The sequence below is a fragment of the Shewanella polaris genome (genome assembly GCF_006385555.1).
GTDB classification, from domain to species: domain Bacteria; phylum Pseudomonadota; class Gammaproteobacteria; order Enterobacterales; family Shewanellaceae; genus Shewanella; species Shewanella polaris.
In genome coordinates this window covers 1,312,923-1,331,406 of the sequence record NZ_CP041036.1, presented here as the reverse complement: position 1 = coordinate 1,331,406, position 18,484 = coordinate 1,312,923, and the positions used below count along the sequence as shown (strand labels likewise).

Here is an 18,484-nt window from a genome sequence, read left to right as displayed (position 1 = left end):
TCCTTTTTTATTGGGATATGAAAGTGATGCCAAAGTGTATAACAAGTTCTTGCTAGATCGCGCAAGCAAACAACTGCTGTTGCAATGTATCGCCATCAAGTGGTGTCTCGCTAATGATCTCAATTCGCGAATCAAGCGCATCATCTAATTCATCTAAGCTCAGTGTATCATCGACCATATTGACACTTAAAATACCATCGTCAGTGATAACTATCGCTTTAAGCCTAAGCACATTTAACGCTTTGACCAATTCAACCCACCGCATAAACAGCTCAAAGTTGAAACTGCGTTGGCTATCAATAATCCAGCCACTACTGTAACAACCTTCACCTTGATTGGTTTTATAGATAAACCCTTGCTCAGCAAGCTGTTGTTGGTCAAATTGTTGATCATCGTCATTCACTGGCGATGTTGACGAAGCCATTGGCAAAAACCATTGCTTAGCACCGCCTGTTAATAAACGTGTAGGCTTAGTCGATGCTAATGATTGCTTGCGATTAAGCTTAGCTGTGGGTTGATCCAATAAATCGATAATCTGTTGCAATAACGCTGTTTGAGTAAAGTGAGCATCACAATAAAGTACCGGAGTCTCGGCTCGCTGTAGCTGAGCCATAAACTCGGTTAACTGTTGTTTATCTTGCTCAGTATAGTATTGCGCTTTATTGGCAATCACCGTATCAGCAATTTGTAATTGCTGAATAAAAGTATCATGGTTGTAATAACGGTCGTCACTGATTTTACGTGCATCAACCAAGCATAAGCTGGTTTGCAATTTAATCACTTGTTGAAAATGTGGGGCCTGTAATAACGTTATAATTTCTGCAGGATGACCAAGACCAGTCGGTTCAATCAATAATCGGTCAGGTTTAGCTTGTTGAATAAGTTGATTGATCGCCACTTGTGTCATCACACCAGCAGCACAGCAAAGGCAACCACCGGGCACTTCTTTAATCACCACACTTGGCAATGCTGCTGCTTGGTTTGGCTGCTGATCAGCTTGATTATTATCTGAAGTTGCCGTAACAGTATTAAGCAAACTGCCATCAATACCAATTTCGCCAAATTCATTAACCAACACTGCCCACACTTCATCAGGCGGCTTATGGGCTAGCAATTGTTTAATGAGCGTGGTTTTACCCACACCCAAAAAGCCAGTAATAATATTGGTTTTTATCGGTTTAGTGATCATTTTTTCGCTTTAGCGTATTTGCCTTTTCGGGTAGGCTTTACGTCTGTTTGAGATGGCTTGCCGCGTTTATGTTTAAACGCTTTTTTCGGTTTTTCTGCCGCAACATCTCGGTATCGGGCAGGCAGTGGTGCGCCTTCTTCATACCCTGTTGGCACCATTATTGGCAATGTTTGTTCAATGAGTTGTTCTATCGCTCCAAGCAATTCAAGTTCTTGCGGGCTCACCAGCGAAATGGCTTCACCACCTAATCCTGCTCGACCCGTACGCCCAACACGATGAATATAATCTTCGCACTCTTCAGGCAATTCAAAGTTAATCACTCTTGGCAGCGCTTGGATATCAAGCCCACGAGCGGCCAAGTCTGTGGCGATTAATACTCGTAACTGACCGGCTTTAAACTCTTCTAATGCACGGTTGCGTGCCCCTTGGCTTTTATCACCGTGAAATACCGATGCCTTAATACCGTCTAGGGTTAACTCGCGGTATAAATGATCTGCCGTTTCTTTGCGGCTGGTAAACACCATCACTTGCTGCCAATTATGTTTACCAATGAGTTCCGATAACAGCTCGGCTTTACGGCGAGTATCCACTTTATACACTTGCTGGACAACATTGGCGGCTGTGGTTTGGGTTTCAACATGGACGAATTCAGGATCGTTTAGCATCTTAGCGGCAAGGGTTTTAACCTCTTCAGAAAAAGTAGCCGAAAACATCATGGTTTGATGCTTTCGAGCAATTAAGCGTTTCACTTTTTCGATATCTTTAACAAAGCCAAGGTCGAGCATCCGGTCAGCTTCGTCTATCACCAAATGAGTAACCGATGATAAATCCAATTCATGCTGACCAATAATGTCGAACAATCGTCCTGGTGTTGCCACCAATACATCCACGCCTTGCTCTAATGCCTTACGCTGAGGGTTGATACTGGCGCCACCATAAACGGCTAAACTAGTAAGATTAATAAACTGGCTGTATTTAACTAAGTTCTGTTCGATTTGAATCGCTAACTCACGCGTAGGCGTCATGATAAGTACACGTAAACGTTGCGACGGCGACAAATCCACATCATCTTGTGCCATGAGCTGGCTTAACAAAGGTAATGCAAAAGCAGCTGTTTTCCCGGTGCCGGTTTCAGCACTGGCTAATACGTCTCGACCGGTGAGCGCTAGCGGAATCACTGCTTGTTGAACAGGAGTAGCAGTTTGATACCCGGATTGATTAACCGCATCTAATATTAATGGCGGTAACCCTAGCGACGTAAATGACATAACAGACCCAATAAAAGCAAATAAAAATAGGTCGCTATTGTATACTAATCCCCAACAGAATAACTAACCTCAGTTAGGTTTAAGGGATGAGATAAAGATAGAGAGAAACCAATATTTCACCAATTTCATATCAAACTAGTCATATGTTTTACCTGCAAGGTATTTTCATCTAAAAGCTACATCAATATCGGGTCGATGGTCAGTCAATGCAAATGGCTATGGGATAACCGTTTATAATCCTTATCTGAGCTTAACCCTGTAATCTCACAGGTTTAATGCAGTCCTCATATGCAGAAGGCTTAATCGGTAACAAGTATCCACAATATGTAATGGTATTAGGTTAGTAACTGACTGTTTGAAATGCGTTTATGCTCTTGAGTTGCCATTAAGTACTGCTGTTCGAAGTCATCTCGGCATAACGCATGTGAAAATAAATATCCTTGTGCATAATCACAACCTACCAAGGTCAATAAACGCCGTTGATTTTCGGTTTCAACACCTTCTGCTATCACTTTCATCCCAAGTTTATGAGCCATTACAATCATCGCTTCACACAAACACAGATCATTACTACCCGCAGCCAGATTATTCACAAAACATTGATCAATTTTAAGGTAATTAACACTGAATTTCTTTAGATAAGGTAAGGATGAATATCCGGTTCCGAAATCATCGAGCGACATTTGCATACCCGCTTTGCGATAAGCTAATAATTTAGCCTCAACATTTGGCTCAATATTAAACAATAAGTTTTCAGTAATTTCGATACAAATATTTTTCGTCGGTAAGGCTAATTGCGACATATGCTTAAGCCAACCTTCAATATCTGTAGACTCATTTCGAAACTCTACCGGTGACTTATTGATACTGATTTGCACATCACAATTAAATTGCGTTTTCCATTGAGCAGCCTGCTTGCAAGCTTGATAAAATACCCAATTGCCAATATCAATTATCATTCCAGTATCTTCAGCAATAGAAATAAAATCTGCTGGTGGAATTAACCCCATAGTAGGGTGCCTCCAGCGTATCAATGCCTCGGCTTTGGTGACCTGCTTATTATTAACATCAACAATTGGCTGATAATATAGCTCAAATTGATGTTGAATTATGGCAACTTTGAGATCCTGAATTAACATAATCCGTTTTTGTGCATGGTCTTGCATTGCAGGGGTAAAATAATTAAACCGATTACGCCCACTTGATTTAGACGTATACATCGCTTGATCAGCATTCTTTAATAACGTGTCGGTTGTTTTGGCATCGTCAGGGAATAAGGTGATACCAATACTGCCACTAATATGAGCAATTTGATCACCTAGAATATAAGGCTCGGCAAGCGTTTTTAGAATTTGTTGGGCTACACGTGCTACCCCGTTAAAATCTGCTAGATTGGTTAGTACTATTGTAAACTCATCCCCACCGAGGCGGGCCACTAAATCGTTTTCTCGTACACATTTTTTGAGACGGTCTGCAGTATCAAGTAATAACACATCGCCCATATCATGACCCAAAGAGTCATTAATCTCTTTAAAATAATCTAAGTCTAAAAACATCAATGCAAAATGATTATCTTGTCGTTCAGAGAGCAATATTTCTTGGTTTAAAAAGCTTAATAACATTCGGCGATTAGGTAACCCCGTGAGCGCATCATAATTTGCCTGACGCCATATAAATTCTTCAGTTTGTTTTTTCTCGGTAATATCAGAAAATAACGCCACAAACTGTGCAGTTTGAGATTTTGTTTGGATAATTGAATTAATGGTTAATAATATAAGATAGTTTTCACCATTTTTTCGCTGCATCCACACTTCGCCATGCCAATGCCCTTCCCGATTGAGCTGTTTTCTAAGTTGTTGATAAAAACGCTTAGGTTGCAGGTCTGTTTCAAACATACGTAAATGCTTGCCTTGAACGTCCTCTTTGCTGAATCCTGTAATTAAAGAAAAAGCAGGGTTTGAATCAACGAGAATTCCCTTAGTAGTAAACACACTCATGGCTTCACTGGAGTTTTGATAAACAGAAGTAGCAATACTCAACGAGTCTTCAACTTGTTTTATATCAGTAATATCACTATGGGTTCCGCAGACTCGAAGTGGTTTACCTCTGTCATCAATATCAACCACTTTGCCAGTTTGTAAAATCCAATGACTAACGCCCTTTAAATCCGTCAATAAGTACTCAACTCGCTGGCTAATACATCGACCTTTCACCATTTCATTGATACTGCGCAGAAACTTAAATTTGTCTCTGGAACGTATCGCGTTGAACCACAACTCAGGATGTAGATTAAGATCTTCAATTGAACACCCTAGAATATCTGCACTATATTGATTCACGCTAATACGGTCACTGACAACATCCCAATCCCATGCCCCTAATTCACTGCTATCAAGCACTAACGCGAGATGCTCTTTACTTTGTAATAAGGCTTGTTGAGATTGTTTTTGCTGGGTAATATCTAAAAAGCCCGCAATCACTAAAAAAGTATTGTCTTGAACATGACGACGGCATGCAACGGTCATATGGGTGTAAACAATCGATCCATCTTTGGCAATAAAACGCTTATCCGTTTCATACTCATCAAGTTCGCCGTTGGCCATCTTATCGAACAATAATAAATCTTTATTGAGATCATCTGGGTGAGTTAATTCTGGCCAGGTTAATGATGTTAATTCTTTTTCTGTGTAACCGAACATCCGGCATAAGTAAGGATTTACTTTCAGCCAATATTTCGTTTTAGTCGTAATTGCAATCCCTATATTGCCAATATCAAATTGATTTTTAAAAAGAAAATCCTCTTGCAATTTGACTTGAATATTGCGGTCATAAAATTCTATTTTGACAAGTAAATGGCCAATAACCATGGTGAATAAGGGTAAAATAACTAATATAGGAAATAACACATTACTTATGGCTTGTAAGGCTTGTTCATAGGGCAATAAGAATAACCACAACAGCGAAATGACATGTACAACAATGCCAAAAATGAAGAATTCTCGATAACTAATTTGATCTAATTTGTTATGCCTAAATTGACGCCAAACCAACCCTATCAGCCCACTACTTACCAACATGAATATTCCAATCCACACAGCTACGCCGCCTAAATGGAAACGATAAAGTGCCATGATAATTGTTGCAAGCAGGGTTGGAATGGCACCAAAGAACAATCCACTTAAACAAAGCACCACAGAGCGAGCATCAAACAATGCTTCTTGTTGGTTTACCAAGGGATCTATCATGATCACGACACCAATGGTGCCAATCAGTCCACCCATTAAAAATTGCCATAGAAAAGACGCCACCTTGCGTTGATGGGTGGACGATAGCGAATACACATAAACCAGCGCCAGTAATAACGCTGCATTTTCTAAAATTGAGAAAAAAATATTTAGATTAAACACCTATACATTTCCCTTATCCATCCATAACAAACACAGTAGCATCCAAGCTATCTCTATTTAGTGTAGTAGAAGCAAACCAACTGAAAGGTATTTTTAACTTTATACCGTAACTCATCCCATATAAAGAACATAATATTTATGTATCATTTTTATACTACATTCTATCGTTACCGCATCACAAACAAACTTAATGCACGTGTTAAAGAGCTACTCAATATTCCGGTTATGCCAAAAACGCCATCATCTCAGATCACAGTTACGCGTAAAGTGTCGTACTTGTTATAAAATCACTTAATTATTGTTACTTATTGGATACAAACTGGCTCCATGTCACATAATAACCAGCCTAATATAGATATGTTTGCTGTAGAGAATATTTAATTTTATACAAAGGACAATCAATATGGCGACTAAATTTTTTATCCCCAGCGTCAACATTCTTGGTCAAGGCGGCGTAGATGAAGCAATTAAAGACATTAACGCATTTGGCTTTAGCAAAGCATTAATTGTCACCGACAAACCATTGGTAAAAATTGGTTTAGTTAAAAAAGTGGCTGATAAACTTAATGCCAATGGCATTGAAGTGGTTATATTTGATGGCGTACAGCCTAATCCAACAACAGGTAACGTGACAGCGGGACTTGAACTATTAAAAATCAATCAGTGTGATGTGATTATTTCTTTAGGTGGCGGTTCACCACATGATTGCGCCAAAGGCATTGCACTTGTTGCCACTAATGGCGGCAAGATTAAAGATTATGAAGGTGTGGATGTATCAACTAAACCACAAATGCCGCTAGTTGCCATAAACACCACTGCAGGAACTGCGAGTGAAATGACTCGTTTTTGTATTATTACCGATGAGGCAAGGCACATTAAAATGGCCATTGTCGATAAAAATACGACCCCAATTCTTTCTGTGAACGATCCTGAATTGATGCTTGAAAAGCCTGCATCACTTACAGCCGCTACAGGTATGGATGCATTAACACATGCTATTGAGGCTTATGTTTCTATTGCCGCTAACCCCATTACAGATGCCTGTGCAATCACAGCTATTGAGCTCATTCAGGCCAATTTAATTAACGCCGTTAAGCAGGGTGATAACATTCAAGCCAGAGAACAGATGGCTTATGCACAGTTTCTAGCTGGCATGGCTTTTAATAATGCCAGTCTAGGCTATGTACATGCGATGGCACATCAGCTTGGCGGTTTTTATGATTTACCACACGGTGTATGTAACGCATTATTGCTACCTCATGTACAAACCTACAATGCCCAAGTTGTACCTGCTCGTCTCGCGGACGTAGCAAAAGCAATGGGAGTAGACACTACAGCAATGTCTGATCAACAAGGAGCCAATGCGGCAATAGAAGCCATTAAGCAATTGTCGAAAGCCGTTAATATTCCTGAAAATTTAACTCTGCTCGGTGTAAAAGCAGAGGATATTCCAACATTAGCAGACAACGCACTCAAAGATGCATGCGGTTTTACTAACCCTAAGCAAGCAACACATCAAGAGATTTGCCAAATTTTCACTAACGCACTATAACCAGTTCGGCAAACTAATACTCAAGCTCACATTAAATTGTGAGCTTTTTTTAACCGATCATTTAATGTAAAAAACTAGCAATGACAACAACTTATTTTTAATTTAGTAAAAAGTGATGCTTAGATCTAAGTTCTTAAAATAAGGATTGACCAAAATAAAAAATAAGGTCTATAGTAAAACCACTTAGATAGCGAATAGGTAGGTAAGCAATGACAGCAATTACTCATGTATACAATTACACAGTTAGATGCCCGCATTATCAAGATAATGAACAACCTCCAACATGGCTAAACCACATCGAAGTAAACCAGTCTTGTGAAATTGCACTCGACCGTATCACTAAATGGCACAACATCTCCGGCACTAAATCATTCGAGCTTGAAGATTTTGTGGTTAGAAAAGCCGATAATGAAGAAGCTTTTTTTGCCATGCAAAGTAGCCGACTTAAGAACGATGGCCATGCCCTTGTCACCTTTAAAATCTTTTTAGACAATTGTTGCCAAGATGCTTCTCCAAATCAAATAATGGAGCATTTAATCGATGACTATCAACAACGTATTGCTAAAATTGAATAATAAACTCAACCTATTTCACATTCATATTAAGGAGCTATTATAGCTCCTTAATTTTTATTGTTTATTCTTTGCTTTAGTATTAATCCATCACCCACATCACAACTTATCTTTATGGCCAACGCTCATAATGCTCGCAAATAATACACATCATTAAAGCAATTAAGCCGCGTTAGCACGCATACCATGTGGAATAGGTAAGCCATTTTCATTCACATTTACAAATACCATTTTATCGATAAAGGCTATCGGCGCATGATTGACTTTATTGCGTATTTTACAACGTACCGTCACAGAGCTCTGGCCCAAGCTTACTAGCTCAAATCCAAATTCAATGATGTCGCTAGTTTGTGCTGGTGCCATAAAGTTAATTTCAGATATAACCTTGGCAATATGAAATTGGCTGCGCATTTGGCAACTGGCAAAAATACTAGCTTCTTCATTTACCCAACTTAATAGTTGGCCACAGCATAAACTTTTAGTGCTATTAAGATGAATTGGCATGACGATATGACGTGAGAAATATTTCATGATGACCCCATTATTTGCTTAATTAATTTTGCGCCAAGCGACGCATACCTCAAAATAAGTAGCAATGTTCAAGCCAATTATTTTAATCATTAAAAACAGACAGATAAAACCATCATACGTTTTTCATGAGGTCGTAATGCCCTCAAAAAATACATTACCGCACCAAAAAAGACAAAGGCCACACTCAGTGTGACCTTTAATGAAGCAATTTATTTACAAGAAGATTAACCCATAAGTTGTTTTAAGGTATTCACAAACACCTTGATGTCGTTCGCACTAATATCTTTATGAGTGACCAAGCGTAACTGCCTACTTGGGCTAATAATGATACCTTTATCTGCCAATGAAGCGGCAAGCATCTTGGGGTTGATATCATCTGCTAATGTCGCGAATACCATATTAGTTTGTACCAAATTAGCATCAACAGTAAATTCTGGCATTTCAGCCAGCAATAAAGCCAAAGCCTTAGCATTATGGTGATCATCCACTAAGCGGTCTACCTGATCTGTTAATGCTAACTTTGCCGCTGCAGCAATAATCCCCGCTTGTCGCATGCCACCACCCAACATTTTTCGCCATCGAGTGGCTTTACCAATTAGCCTCTCATCGCCTAACAGAATAGAACCTATCGGCGCACACAAGCCTTTTGATAAACAAATCGATACTGAGTCAAAATATTGAGTAATATCAGCTATGGCAATATCTTGAGCTACCGCAGCATTAGCGACACGAGCACCGTCTAAGTGAATTTTAAGGTCACGATTAAACGCAAGGCTTTGGGCTTGAGCTAAATAATCTTGGCGTAATACCTTACCGCCGATGGTATTTTCTAAACTCAATAACCGTGTTCGAGCAAAATGCACATCATCAGGCTTAATAGCCGCTTCAATATCACTCAGCAAAATGCTGCCATCAGTTTGATTATTCAGTGGTTGAGGTTGAATACTGCCTAATACTGCAGCCCCACCGCCTTCAAACTTATAGTTATGTGCTTGTTGGCCACAAAGGTATTCATCGCCCCGTTCACAATGCGACATGAGTGCCAGCAAGTTAGCTTGAGTCCCCGAACTGACAAACAAGGCGGCATCAAAACCAAACATATCTGCAGCCATATCTTGTAAATTGTTTACTGTGGGGTCGTCCCCATAAACATCATCTCCGACCTCAGCTCTAGACATAGCTAAACGCATTGCTTCAGTTGGTTGGGTAACCGTATCACTTCGAAAATCAATCATCCTGAACTCTATCCTCATTCACACAATAATTGCAGAAACAACACCATTACTTCGCAGCAGCTGATATTTCAGTTAATGCCGCTAATGCTGCATCATAATTGGGGTGTTCACTGACTTCAGTTACTAATTCTTGATATTTCAATAATCCTTGAGTATCAATAATAAAAATAGATCGTGCTAACAAACCGTGATCTTTAATCAACAAACCATATTTTTCACCAAAATCACGCCATACAGAGTCTGATAATACGATAATGTTATCTACGTCTTCAGTTTGGCAAAAACGTTTCTGGGCAAACGGTAAGTCTTCACTAATAGTCAGCATCACCACATCAGTATCAAATTGAGTAAATTCTTTATTAAACCGTTTAGTCTGTAACGCACATACTCCAGTATCTAAACTGGGAACGGCACTAATCAATACGGTTTTACCTTTGAAATCACTTAAACTGACAGGATTGAATTTTTCATCCACTACAGTAAACACTGGTGCAATTGTATTTAAACTCGGTATTTTACCTTCTAAAGCGACAGGGTTGCCGCCCATGGTAATCATGGTTTTTTCGCCAGCAAAACTCGGAGTACTAATAACCGATGTGGATAGTAATGTAATCGCTGCAAAGGTAGAAAATAGCTTCATGGAAAACTCCTGGTATAAAAAAACCAGCAAATGCTGGTTTTTATCAATATTAAGTTGGCAGCAATATTATTTTGCTGGAACTTCTTTAACATGTAAATCCATTTGTGGAAATGGAATTTCAATATTTGCTGCATCTAATGCATTCTTGATTTGCTCAAGTAATTCAAAGCGTGCAGGCCAATAATCACCTGTTTTAACCCATGGGCGAACCACGAAGTTAATTGAGCAATCAGCAAGTTCTGCTAAACCGATAGTGTAACCAGGATCTTTTAATACAGACTGGTTGTTATCAAGGATCTCAGCGATAACTTTCTTCGTTGTTGCAATGTCAGCAGAATAAGACACACCAATCACTAAATCGATACGACGCTTTTCTAACGCAGAATAGTTAGTAATAGTACCGTTCATAATCGCTGAGTTAGGCGCGATAATTATTTTATTGTCACCCGTACGAAGACGAGTTGAGAAAATAGTAATTTCATCCACTACGCCAGCAACACCTGCGGCTTCAATAAAGTCACCAACGCGGCATGGACGGAAAAGCACCATCAACACACCAGATGCAAAGTTAGAAAGCGAACCTTGTAACGCTAAACCAACAGCTAAACCTGCAGCACCTATCACAGCAACTAATGATGCTGTTTGCACACCAACTTGACCAAGTGTGGCGACAATAGTAAATACAAATACTAAGGCCCAAGCTAAGTTAGCCACAAATGAAACTACAGTTGCATCTACTTTTCGATTAGTAAGTAATTTGCTTGTTATGCGTTTTGCTACACCGGAAAAATATTTACCGATAAGAAAAATAACAATTGCAGCTAAGGCTTTAAGACCATAAGTCATAAAAAACTCAGGCGCCTGCTCGATTAAAGCGTCTAAACCTTCTAGGTGTTCCATTTTTTGTCTCCCTTTATAGCAGAATTACTCTGCCGAAATAATAAACTCTACGCGCCGATTACGCTGCCGCCCTTCTATTGTGGCGTTATCCGCCACCGGCATATTGCTACTCATTCCAACGACCTCAATAGAAGATGGTTGGAATTGGTATTCATTTACAAGTAAATCTTTAATTGTAACTGCTCGTCTTAACGACAACACCCTGTTAAAGGCATCACTACCAATACTATCGGTATGCCCTTCTAAACGAACAACCACTTGTGGGTTTTGCTCAATATATTGTTGTACTCTAATGAGAGTGGGTCTCTGAGTTAACAACACTTCTGATTTATCAAAATCAAAATACACAGGTTGAAGAATAGACCCAAAACAATCTACCGCTAGTAAAATATCTCGTTGTTGACGACATTGTTCAGCAATAAGTGCAGCATTATTGGTAATTGTTGCACCTAATTCTGCTTCATCAAACTCATCATCAACTTCGTCATCTTCATCGACAATGAGTATTTCAGTATCAATACAACCATTTGCCATAACAACACTATTTGCAGGAGTATCATTACAAGCGTCTTTCTTATCAGGCACTCCATCAAAGTCAGTATCAACCCAAGCATAAGCATTACAGATAAAAAAACCAAACAAGATCAATGTCACAGTTCGAATGATAGCCATACATACCCCTTCGACATGACATCGAAATTTGTTAACGAGTCGTATTTTAACTGTTTATGGCTTAAATTAAAAGACAACTCCTTATAATCAATATCTTGCGAAAAATATTTACAAAAGTGCCAGATAAGCCCAGCCATAGCTATCGGCCTCACTCCCAAAAACATTACCCAGTTCAGCCCTATTCAGTAACAAAAGACAAACAAGATATTAACCAATATAAACAGAACTTGTTGCTTTGACACAATTTATAACAAGCTTAATATCTCTGTTCCCCGCATTAACATTGACTTTGCCGCATTGAAAAGGGTATATAAGGTTAGCTTTTTGATGTTTGATTTATATTTAGCACCAAACTGATATTATTTATTATAAAAAATAAACAATAAAGTTGCTCAGAACTGCTTAATTGCCTTCAAATACCCGATATATCAGGTGTTAATTGCATAAGCAGTCATAGACAACTCTGCAAACAATTATTTCTGTGACAATATTTTATCACAGGCAATCACAAGCTTAAGGTGGAAGACTTAATGAGTGACGCAAAACCTCAAGGAACACTGTTTGGACACCCTAAGGGGCTGTTCTTACTTTTTACAACAGAACTATGGGAACGCTTTAGTTACTACGCTATGCGTGCCATTTTGGTACTTTATCTTGTTGATAAAGTTAAAAGTGGTGAAGGTGGTGGTGGTCTAGGCTGGAGCCAAGCAGATGCATTATCACTATATGGTACTTTTACTGGCTTAGTATATTTGACTCCACTTATTGGTGGTTGGTTAGCCGATAACGTATTGGGTCAACGTAAGTCCATTTATATTGGTGGCTTCTTAATGGCAGCAGGTCAATTTACCCTTGCTGCACCACATAGCTGGATGATAGGTTTCGAAACCACAATATTTTATATTGGCTTAGGAACCTTAATCATAGGTAATGGTCTATTTAAGCCAAATATTTCAACCATGGTTGGTGATTTATATCCTGCTGGAGATCACCGTCGCGACGGTGCATTTACTATTTTCTATATGGGTATCAACTTAGGCGCTGCACTGTCAGGCTTTATCGTTGCTTGGGCTTATACTTCATTTGGTCATGAAGCGGTTATCGATGGTAAAGACGTATTTATCAACAACTGGCAAGCAGGTTTCTTCTGTGCAGGTGTCGGTATGATCGTATCCTTGATTATTCAATTCTTCTTTGCGCAAAAATTACTTGGCGACATCGGTACCGAACCGGCCGCTAAAGTTGAACAAAGAAAAAATGAAGCTAAAGGTGAAACCAGAAGTGAGCCACTAACGAAGGTTGAACGAGATCGTATTAAAGTCATTATGGTAATGGGACTATTCACCATTATTTTCTGGGCTGGCTTCGAGCAAGCCGGTGGTTTAATGAACTTGTTCACGAACAATTTCACCGATCGCATGATTGGTTCATGGGAAGTGCCTACCACTTATTTCCAATCACTCAATGCTATTTTCATTGTTGTGTTTGCACCTGTGATAGCTTCTATTTGGATCCGCCTAGGTAAAAATGAACCCAACTCACCGATTAAATTTGCTTTAGGCTTATTCTTATTGGCTATTGGTTTCTTATTCATGATGGGTGCAGTGTTCGAGATGGGCGGCGATGCTTCTGTTAAATCAAGCATGTGGTGGTTAGTAGGAGCTTACTTCTTCCATACCATGGGTGAATTATGTTTATCTCCTATTGGCTTATCAATGGTGACTAAACTTGCTCCACTGCGTATAGCCTCATTAATGATGGGTGCATGGTTCCTCTTTATTGCTGCGGCAAACAAAATTGGTGGCCTAGTAGGTTCATTAATTGGTCACGGTGGAGATGTCGAAACACAACTTGAAAATGCAATGGCTATTTTTGCCGGTATTGGTATTACCGCTGTTGTTTCAGGGATCATTTTATATTTAATGTCTGATAAGTTAGTTGATTGGATGCATGGTGCAGAAAGCAAGCATGACACTGAAGAACAAGCTTTAGAAGATGAGTTATCAGTAACAGCAGACCACGAAGCAATTAAACGTTAATTTGGTTTAAATTCACGGTAATAACGTTACAATAAAAATCCCCTCCAAGTTAACTTGTGAGGGGATTTTTTATTTCGCCTTGGCATTGTTCATCTGCAACAATTAATAAGTGCCCTAATTTACCGACAAGCTAACTGCATAAAACCACCAGCCTTAATATCAGATTGATAAACCAAACCCGTAAAGCGATTTTCAAGCAATTGCTGCTTATGCTCATAAAAATGGGTGCCAATACAAATCTGTTCATCTCGCAATAAAATTCTAGTTTGTAAACTCGGTTTACTCCATTGAGTACAGCCAAGGGATGGAGACTCTGGTAACACCAAAGGAGTCAGGTCATTACCATGACGTAAATAGCACCTTAGGCCTTTTCCTGACTGTCCAATAGAGACGCGGTATTGGGGCAAATCGATGCATACATAAATAATATCGGTATTGATACGCAACCCAGATTTCACCATGCGTTCATTAAGATAAGCCAACAAATTATCTGGTTCGATTAAGGTGTTACTTAAGCCATTTCTAAACAGCTTTAGTTTCTGATTAATAAAACTGCGCAATAATATACAACCGAAAGCAGCGCTGTTGTCCTCTGGCGAAAAATGGGCCATATACATGACTAAATGGTCTTCACCCACCATAGTTGAATCAATAAAGTAAGCACTCACATCATTGTTTTTAAACAAACTATAATTGATATCCGCAGTGGGATAAGAAATATGGGAAGCTGGAAATAACTGTTGTTGAACACTTTTGGCGGCTTGGGAGTTTTGCTCGAGTAAAAATAAATTGTCCGTGAGTTCTTGATAAGACAACTCATTCATTTCTTGCAAATGTGACAGTCCAGAAACATTCATTGGCGTAGCAGCAGACATCATTGCCTGTATAATCGCCTGTTCAATCATGAATAAATCAGCAATAGGTTTAGTCAAATAGTCGCTGGCACCGAGACGCAATGCTTCCACAACATCAGCCATCACATCATTACCAGAAATGACAATCGCAGGTATCGCAGGATTAATATCTTGCATTTGCTTAAGCATCGACAGACCATCAAGGCCTGGCATAGTTAAGTCAGCAATAACAATATCGAAAATGGCATGTGAAAAAAACGAAATACCTTCATGGCCATTACAGGCTTGTTGAACTCGAGCACCTTGGCACTGCAAAAACTCAGTAACCACATGGCGAAATATTGGGTCATCTTCAACAAAGAGTATCTCAACATCAGTTAGTGCCATAAAACAACCTCATAGACCTACATTATCGAGGTTGTTTTATACCTCGACTAATCTAGTTCATCTAAATATTCGTCAAGTAAATCATCATCTACCTGAGTTGATGGTACATCACCATCAAAAACCTTGTAATCCATATGCTGCAAATAAGCATTTTTTACAAAAGCATAAGGGTCAAGAGCATTGTCTAGTAATCTTTCTTGATCAATGGCTTTAGTACGAGCGTCTAAGCCTTTTAAACCCCATTTGAGTACAGACTGCCACATCGTTAACTCAGATAAAGGAAAGTATAGACCATCCACCCAATCAGAGGCGATTTCTCTCGTCACAATTGGTCCATAGAATGGTGCCATAAAATAAGGACCATTTGGGGTTCCGTAATAACCTAAAACTTCGTTGAAATCGTCTTGTTTGCGGCGCATTCCCATCATGTCAGCAACATCTACCAAGCCCAGTAAACCTACGGTAGTATTGATGGTAAAACGGCCACCAGCATTGGCTGCCCACCCCCACTTTCCTTGAAGGGTATTATTTATCATCGAACTAGGCTCTTCTAAGTTATAAACAAAATTATTGACCCCCGTTCTTACTGGGTTAGGAACATAATCTTTATAACTATGTGCCACAGGACGGATAAAGTATCTGTCTAAAAACAGATAATTAAAATCCCACATGGTGCGGTTAATTGCTTCAAATGGATCACGATGATCATTGTATTTGATTTCAACTGCGGGTAATGATGCGACAACTTGAGGTGCTTCGCCTTTGGCATACACGGGCATGCTAACTGCAACAACCACCTGAAGTAATATCCATTTATACTTCATATAATTCTCTTTAAAATGACAAAAGGTACTACTCAACAAACTGCTCTTTCTGTCTTTTTATTAAAGCAATTTTTGTTCAAGTCGATATAATTTAGCTGGCAGTGTTAGGCTATACCTTACAATGTTTAACCATCAAGCCTTGATAGTATGTCTTTGTTTCCAGCATTATCCACTAAATCTATAGTGAGTTACCCTGTTCAAAGGTAACGGAGGGCTAAGGATACTGAGCCTGTTGACAATATCAATCAAAAATTTGTAAATGAGGTTAATATTCTTCATTGACATCCTGGTTGATTTCAATAAATAAGCATGTTTATTTGATAGGATTTCTATGGCTGTACCCACAACATTTCCCGCTAAAACGGTCAATACCGTCATATCAAAGCCTGCAGATGCAAGTCAACAAACCGTGCCAGAAAAAAAACAAACACAAGCTAATAACCCCCCCTTACCAACGCAAACTTCAAGCGATAAATCAGTGGTATCCACTTCAGCAGCCGCTAAATCTGATTTAGCAGCAGTATTACTGCCAGTCAAGGTCGTACAACCGCCAGCAAGTGCACAACTCGATGTCACCATTGAAAATAAACAGTATCAACTTAATAAGACCGCTGAACTGCAAAAATTATTACAACAAACAGCACAAGTTGTTATTGCAAGCGATCAAGCTAAACTGGTAGCCCGAGCAGAGGCTAATGCAAACCAAGCTCAGATCCAAGCACAAGTGCTTAATAACCAAGCCAGTGGCATATCCCCCCTTCAAACCACACCGACAAGCTCAACGACGCCACAACCAACCCAAACGCTTGCTACTCAAATAATTCTTCTAGCGCAGCCCATTCAGCTTGCGCTACCACCAGCACTTGAAGAACTGGCAAAACAAAATGGAGTATCAACACAACAGCTAGCTACATTAGCAGCAAGGGTACAAGGTTACCCACTGCCAACGGCCGTGCTCTCTCAGGGGCAATTGACATTTTCAAGCGGTACAAGCATACAATTACCTAGCAATATATCACTCAATGCAGGGCAGTATTTAGCAAAGGTGGTAGTGCAAAATCAACAATTACAGCTATCTCTTACACCAGTGATAGCAGAAGTGAATGTTGATTTAACTAAAGTAGTAAAAATGCCTCAAACAGCACAATCTTACTCAGCAGAAAGTATCGTTATAACCAAAAATGAACCAGCCCAAATTCTTAGCCAATTTCTAAAAAAACTCGAAGCGACCTCATTACCGCCAACCGATAATGCGGTAAAGGCAAATGACATTCCACAGAAAAATGCTCCTGCATCAACGACATCAATTACAACTCCGACTCAAGATAACAATGCCACTAAAGTGACCTCTGCCGCCATTAACCCGTCGGCAAAACTCGGTGGTTTAGATAGCAATCCTACAGTGTTAAATAACGTATCAACATCATCAACAAAGCAAACCGGTCAAGCCACACCGCCGTCAGAAGCCAATCTAAGTAAAACGACTACAACAACATTAGGCTTAGACAATAGCGCTACAAAAGATATGCTCGGCAAAGTGAATAAAGACCCTGCCCCCATTGAAGTATTGAATAAAGCCTTATCAAAAGCGGGAGCAATGCCAATAAAACAACAATTGACTCAGCAGACCCCGCATAATTTGGCGACAGAATTATTTAAACATTTACCCCAAATGAGCCCACACCCTTTAAGTGCATTGAGCGATCCAGCATTACTCAGCAGCGAACTATACAGTTTAGCGGCACTTAACCTTGCTCAAACACAACTTGGACATTCAACTAACTTACAGCCCTCACCACTATTTTCTGGGAGCGCAATAACCACCTTATTCCAGTTATTATTGGGTGTAAAAACAAAATCAACAGGTTCAGGGATCAGCGATAAACTTCAAGCACATCTAGCACAATTACAACAACGGACACTCAGTAAACTCAGTGCAAATTCGGGATTATTTGCAGCATTGGATAAACTAGGTGGAGCAGACTCTCTGGCACAATTGGCCAGCAGTATTTCGTTATACCAACACGCCAGTACCGATCCTAATCAAGCCATGACATGGTATTTTGCCCTACCCTACTCAATTAACCAACGCGATGAACAATTTGAAGGTAAATTTGAGCAAGAGCAGGATCAAGATAATAACAAAAAAGCAGGATGGAAACTCCAACTCAAATTTAACTTAGCGCAAGGTTCATTATTAATTTGCGCACATAAACACGCTGAAGTGCTTGATATTCAATTTAAAGGCAATAATCAAATGTTACTCAGTAAAGTCGATCGCTTTAATCAAGCATTAGCAGATAAAATAACTCAAATAGGGTTTACACCAGGCAAGCTTACAACACAGTTAGCCCAAATCCCGGCAACCTTATTACCTGGTGATCATTATTTAGTTAAAACTCGAGCCTAGGGTC

Annotated in this window: 14 protein-coding genes; 4 read left to right on the top strand and 10 right to left on the bottom strand. The window is 39.5% G+C overall.

All coding sequences use genetic code 11. The features are described 5' to 3' along the window. Positions 1-52: 52 nt before the first annotated feature. The 3 genes from FH971_RS05860 to FH971_RS05850 form a co-directional block, all read right to left on the bottom strand. Positions 53-1,189, bottom strand: a complete 1,137-nt coding sequence (locus tag FH971_RS05860) for a CobW family GTP-binding protein (protein WP_140233697.1) — start codon at positions 1,187-1,189, stop codon at positions 53-55. Continuing rightward, positions 1,186-2,457, bottom strand: coding sequence for a DEAD/DEAH box helicase (locus FH971_RS05855; protein ID WP_140233696.1), 1,272 nt, complete (start codon positions 2,455-2,457; stop codon positions 1,186-1,188). Before FH971_RS05855 ends, FH971_RS05860 begins: the two co-directional genes overlap by 4 nt. 335 nt (positions 2,458-2,792) lie before the next feature. Beyond that, positions 2,793-5,864, bottom strand: coding sequence for an EAL domain-containing protein (locus FH971_RS05850; protein WP_140233695.1), 3,072 nt, complete (start codon positions 5,862-5,864; stop codon positions 2,793-2,795). A 403-nt stretch (positions 5,865-6,267) separates the two neighbouring features. Between FH971_RS05850 and yiaY the strand changes: the two genes are divergently transcribed. Together yiaY and FH971_RS05840 are read left to right on the top strand one after the other, a co-directional pair. Beyond that, positions 6,268-7,416 (top strand): L-threonine dehydrogenase, encoded by a 1,149-nt coding sequence (gene yiaY / locus FH971_RS05845; RefSeq protein WP_140233694.1) that lies wholly within the window; start codon positions 6,268-6,270, stop codon positions 7,414-7,416. A 209-nt stretch (positions 7,417-7,625) separates the two neighbouring features. Next, on the top strand, positions 7,626-7,991 hold the full coding sequence (locus FH971_RS05840; protein ID WP_140233693.1) for a cytoplasmic protein: 366 nt from the start codon (positions 7,626-7,628) through the stop codon (positions 7,989-7,991). A 159-nt stretch (positions 7,992-8,150) separates the two neighbouring features. Here FH971_RS05840 and FH971_RS05835 read toward each other — a convergent pair whose 3' ends face one another. From FH971_RS05835 to FH971_RS05815, 5 genes are all read right to left on the bottom strand, one after another. Then, the gene (locus tag FH971_RS05835) at positions 8,151-8,519 is read right to left on the bottom strand and encodes an acyl-CoA thioesterase (protein WP_137221965.1); all 369 of its coding nucleotides are present in this window, start codon (positions 8,517-8,519) and stop codon (positions 8,151-8,153) included. Positions 8,520-8,743: 224 nt separating this feature from the next. Continuing rightward, the gene (gene ltaE, locus FH971_RS05830) at positions 8,744-9,754 is read right to left on the bottom strand and encodes a low-specificity L-threonine aldolase (RefSeq protein WP_140233692.1); all 1,011 of its coding nucleotides are present in this window, start codon (positions 9,752-9,754) and stop codon (positions 8,744-8,746) included. Between the two features lie 46 nt (positions 9,755-9,800). After that, the gene (tpx, locus tag FH971_RS05825) at positions 9,801-10,394 is read right to left on the bottom strand and encodes a thiol peroxidase (protein WP_140233691.1); all 594 of its coding nucleotides are present in this window, start codon (positions 10,392-10,394) and stop codon (positions 9,801-9,803) included. A 66-nt stretch (positions 10,395-10,460) separates the two neighbouring features. Then, positions 10,461-11,294, bottom strand: a complete 834-nt coding sequence (locus tag FH971_RS05820; protein WP_137221973.1) for a mechanosensitive ion channel family protein — start codon at positions 11,292-11,294, stop codon at positions 10,461-10,463. A gap of 24 nt (positions 11,295-11,318) precedes the next feature. Next, positions 11,319-11,966: an OmpA family protein gene (locus tag FH971_RS05815; RefSeq protein WP_140233690.1), complete on the bottom strand. Its 648-nt coding sequence runs from the start codon at positions 11,964-11,966 to the stop codon at positions 11,319-11,321. Between the two features lie 530 nt (positions 11,967-12,496). Between FH971_RS05815 and FH971_RS05810 the strand changes: the two genes are divergently transcribed. After that, positions 12,497-14,005, top strand: a complete 1,509-nt coding sequence (locus FH971_RS05810) for a peptide MFS transporter (protein ID WP_140233689.1) — start codon at positions 12,497-12,499, stop codon at positions 14,003-14,005. A gap of 119 nt (positions 14,006-14,124) precedes the next feature. Here FH971_RS05810 and FH971_RS05805 read toward each other — a convergent pair whose 3' ends face one another. Next, on the bottom strand, positions 14,125-15,246 hold the full coding sequence (locus FH971_RS05805) for a response regulator (RefSeq protein ID WP_140233688.1): 1,122 nt from the start codon (positions 15,244-15,246) through the stop codon (positions 14,125-14,127). 47 nt (positions 15,247-15,293) lie between these two features. Beyond that, positions 15,294-16,070, bottom strand: a complete 777-nt coding sequence (locus FH971_RS05800) for an MlaA family lipoprotein (protein ID WP_140233687.1) — start codon at positions 16,068-16,070, stop codon at positions 15,294-15,296. Positions 16,071-16,401: 331 nt separating this feature from the next. On the opposite strand from FH971_RS05800, the gene FH971_RS05795 reads away from it, so the two are divergent. After that, a complete protein-coding gene (locus FH971_RS05795; protein WP_140233686.1) occupies positions 16,402-18,480 on the top strand; it encodes a flagellar hook-length control protein FliK in 2,079 nt (692 codons plus the stop codon). Positions 18,481-18,484 lie beyond the last annotated feature (4 nt).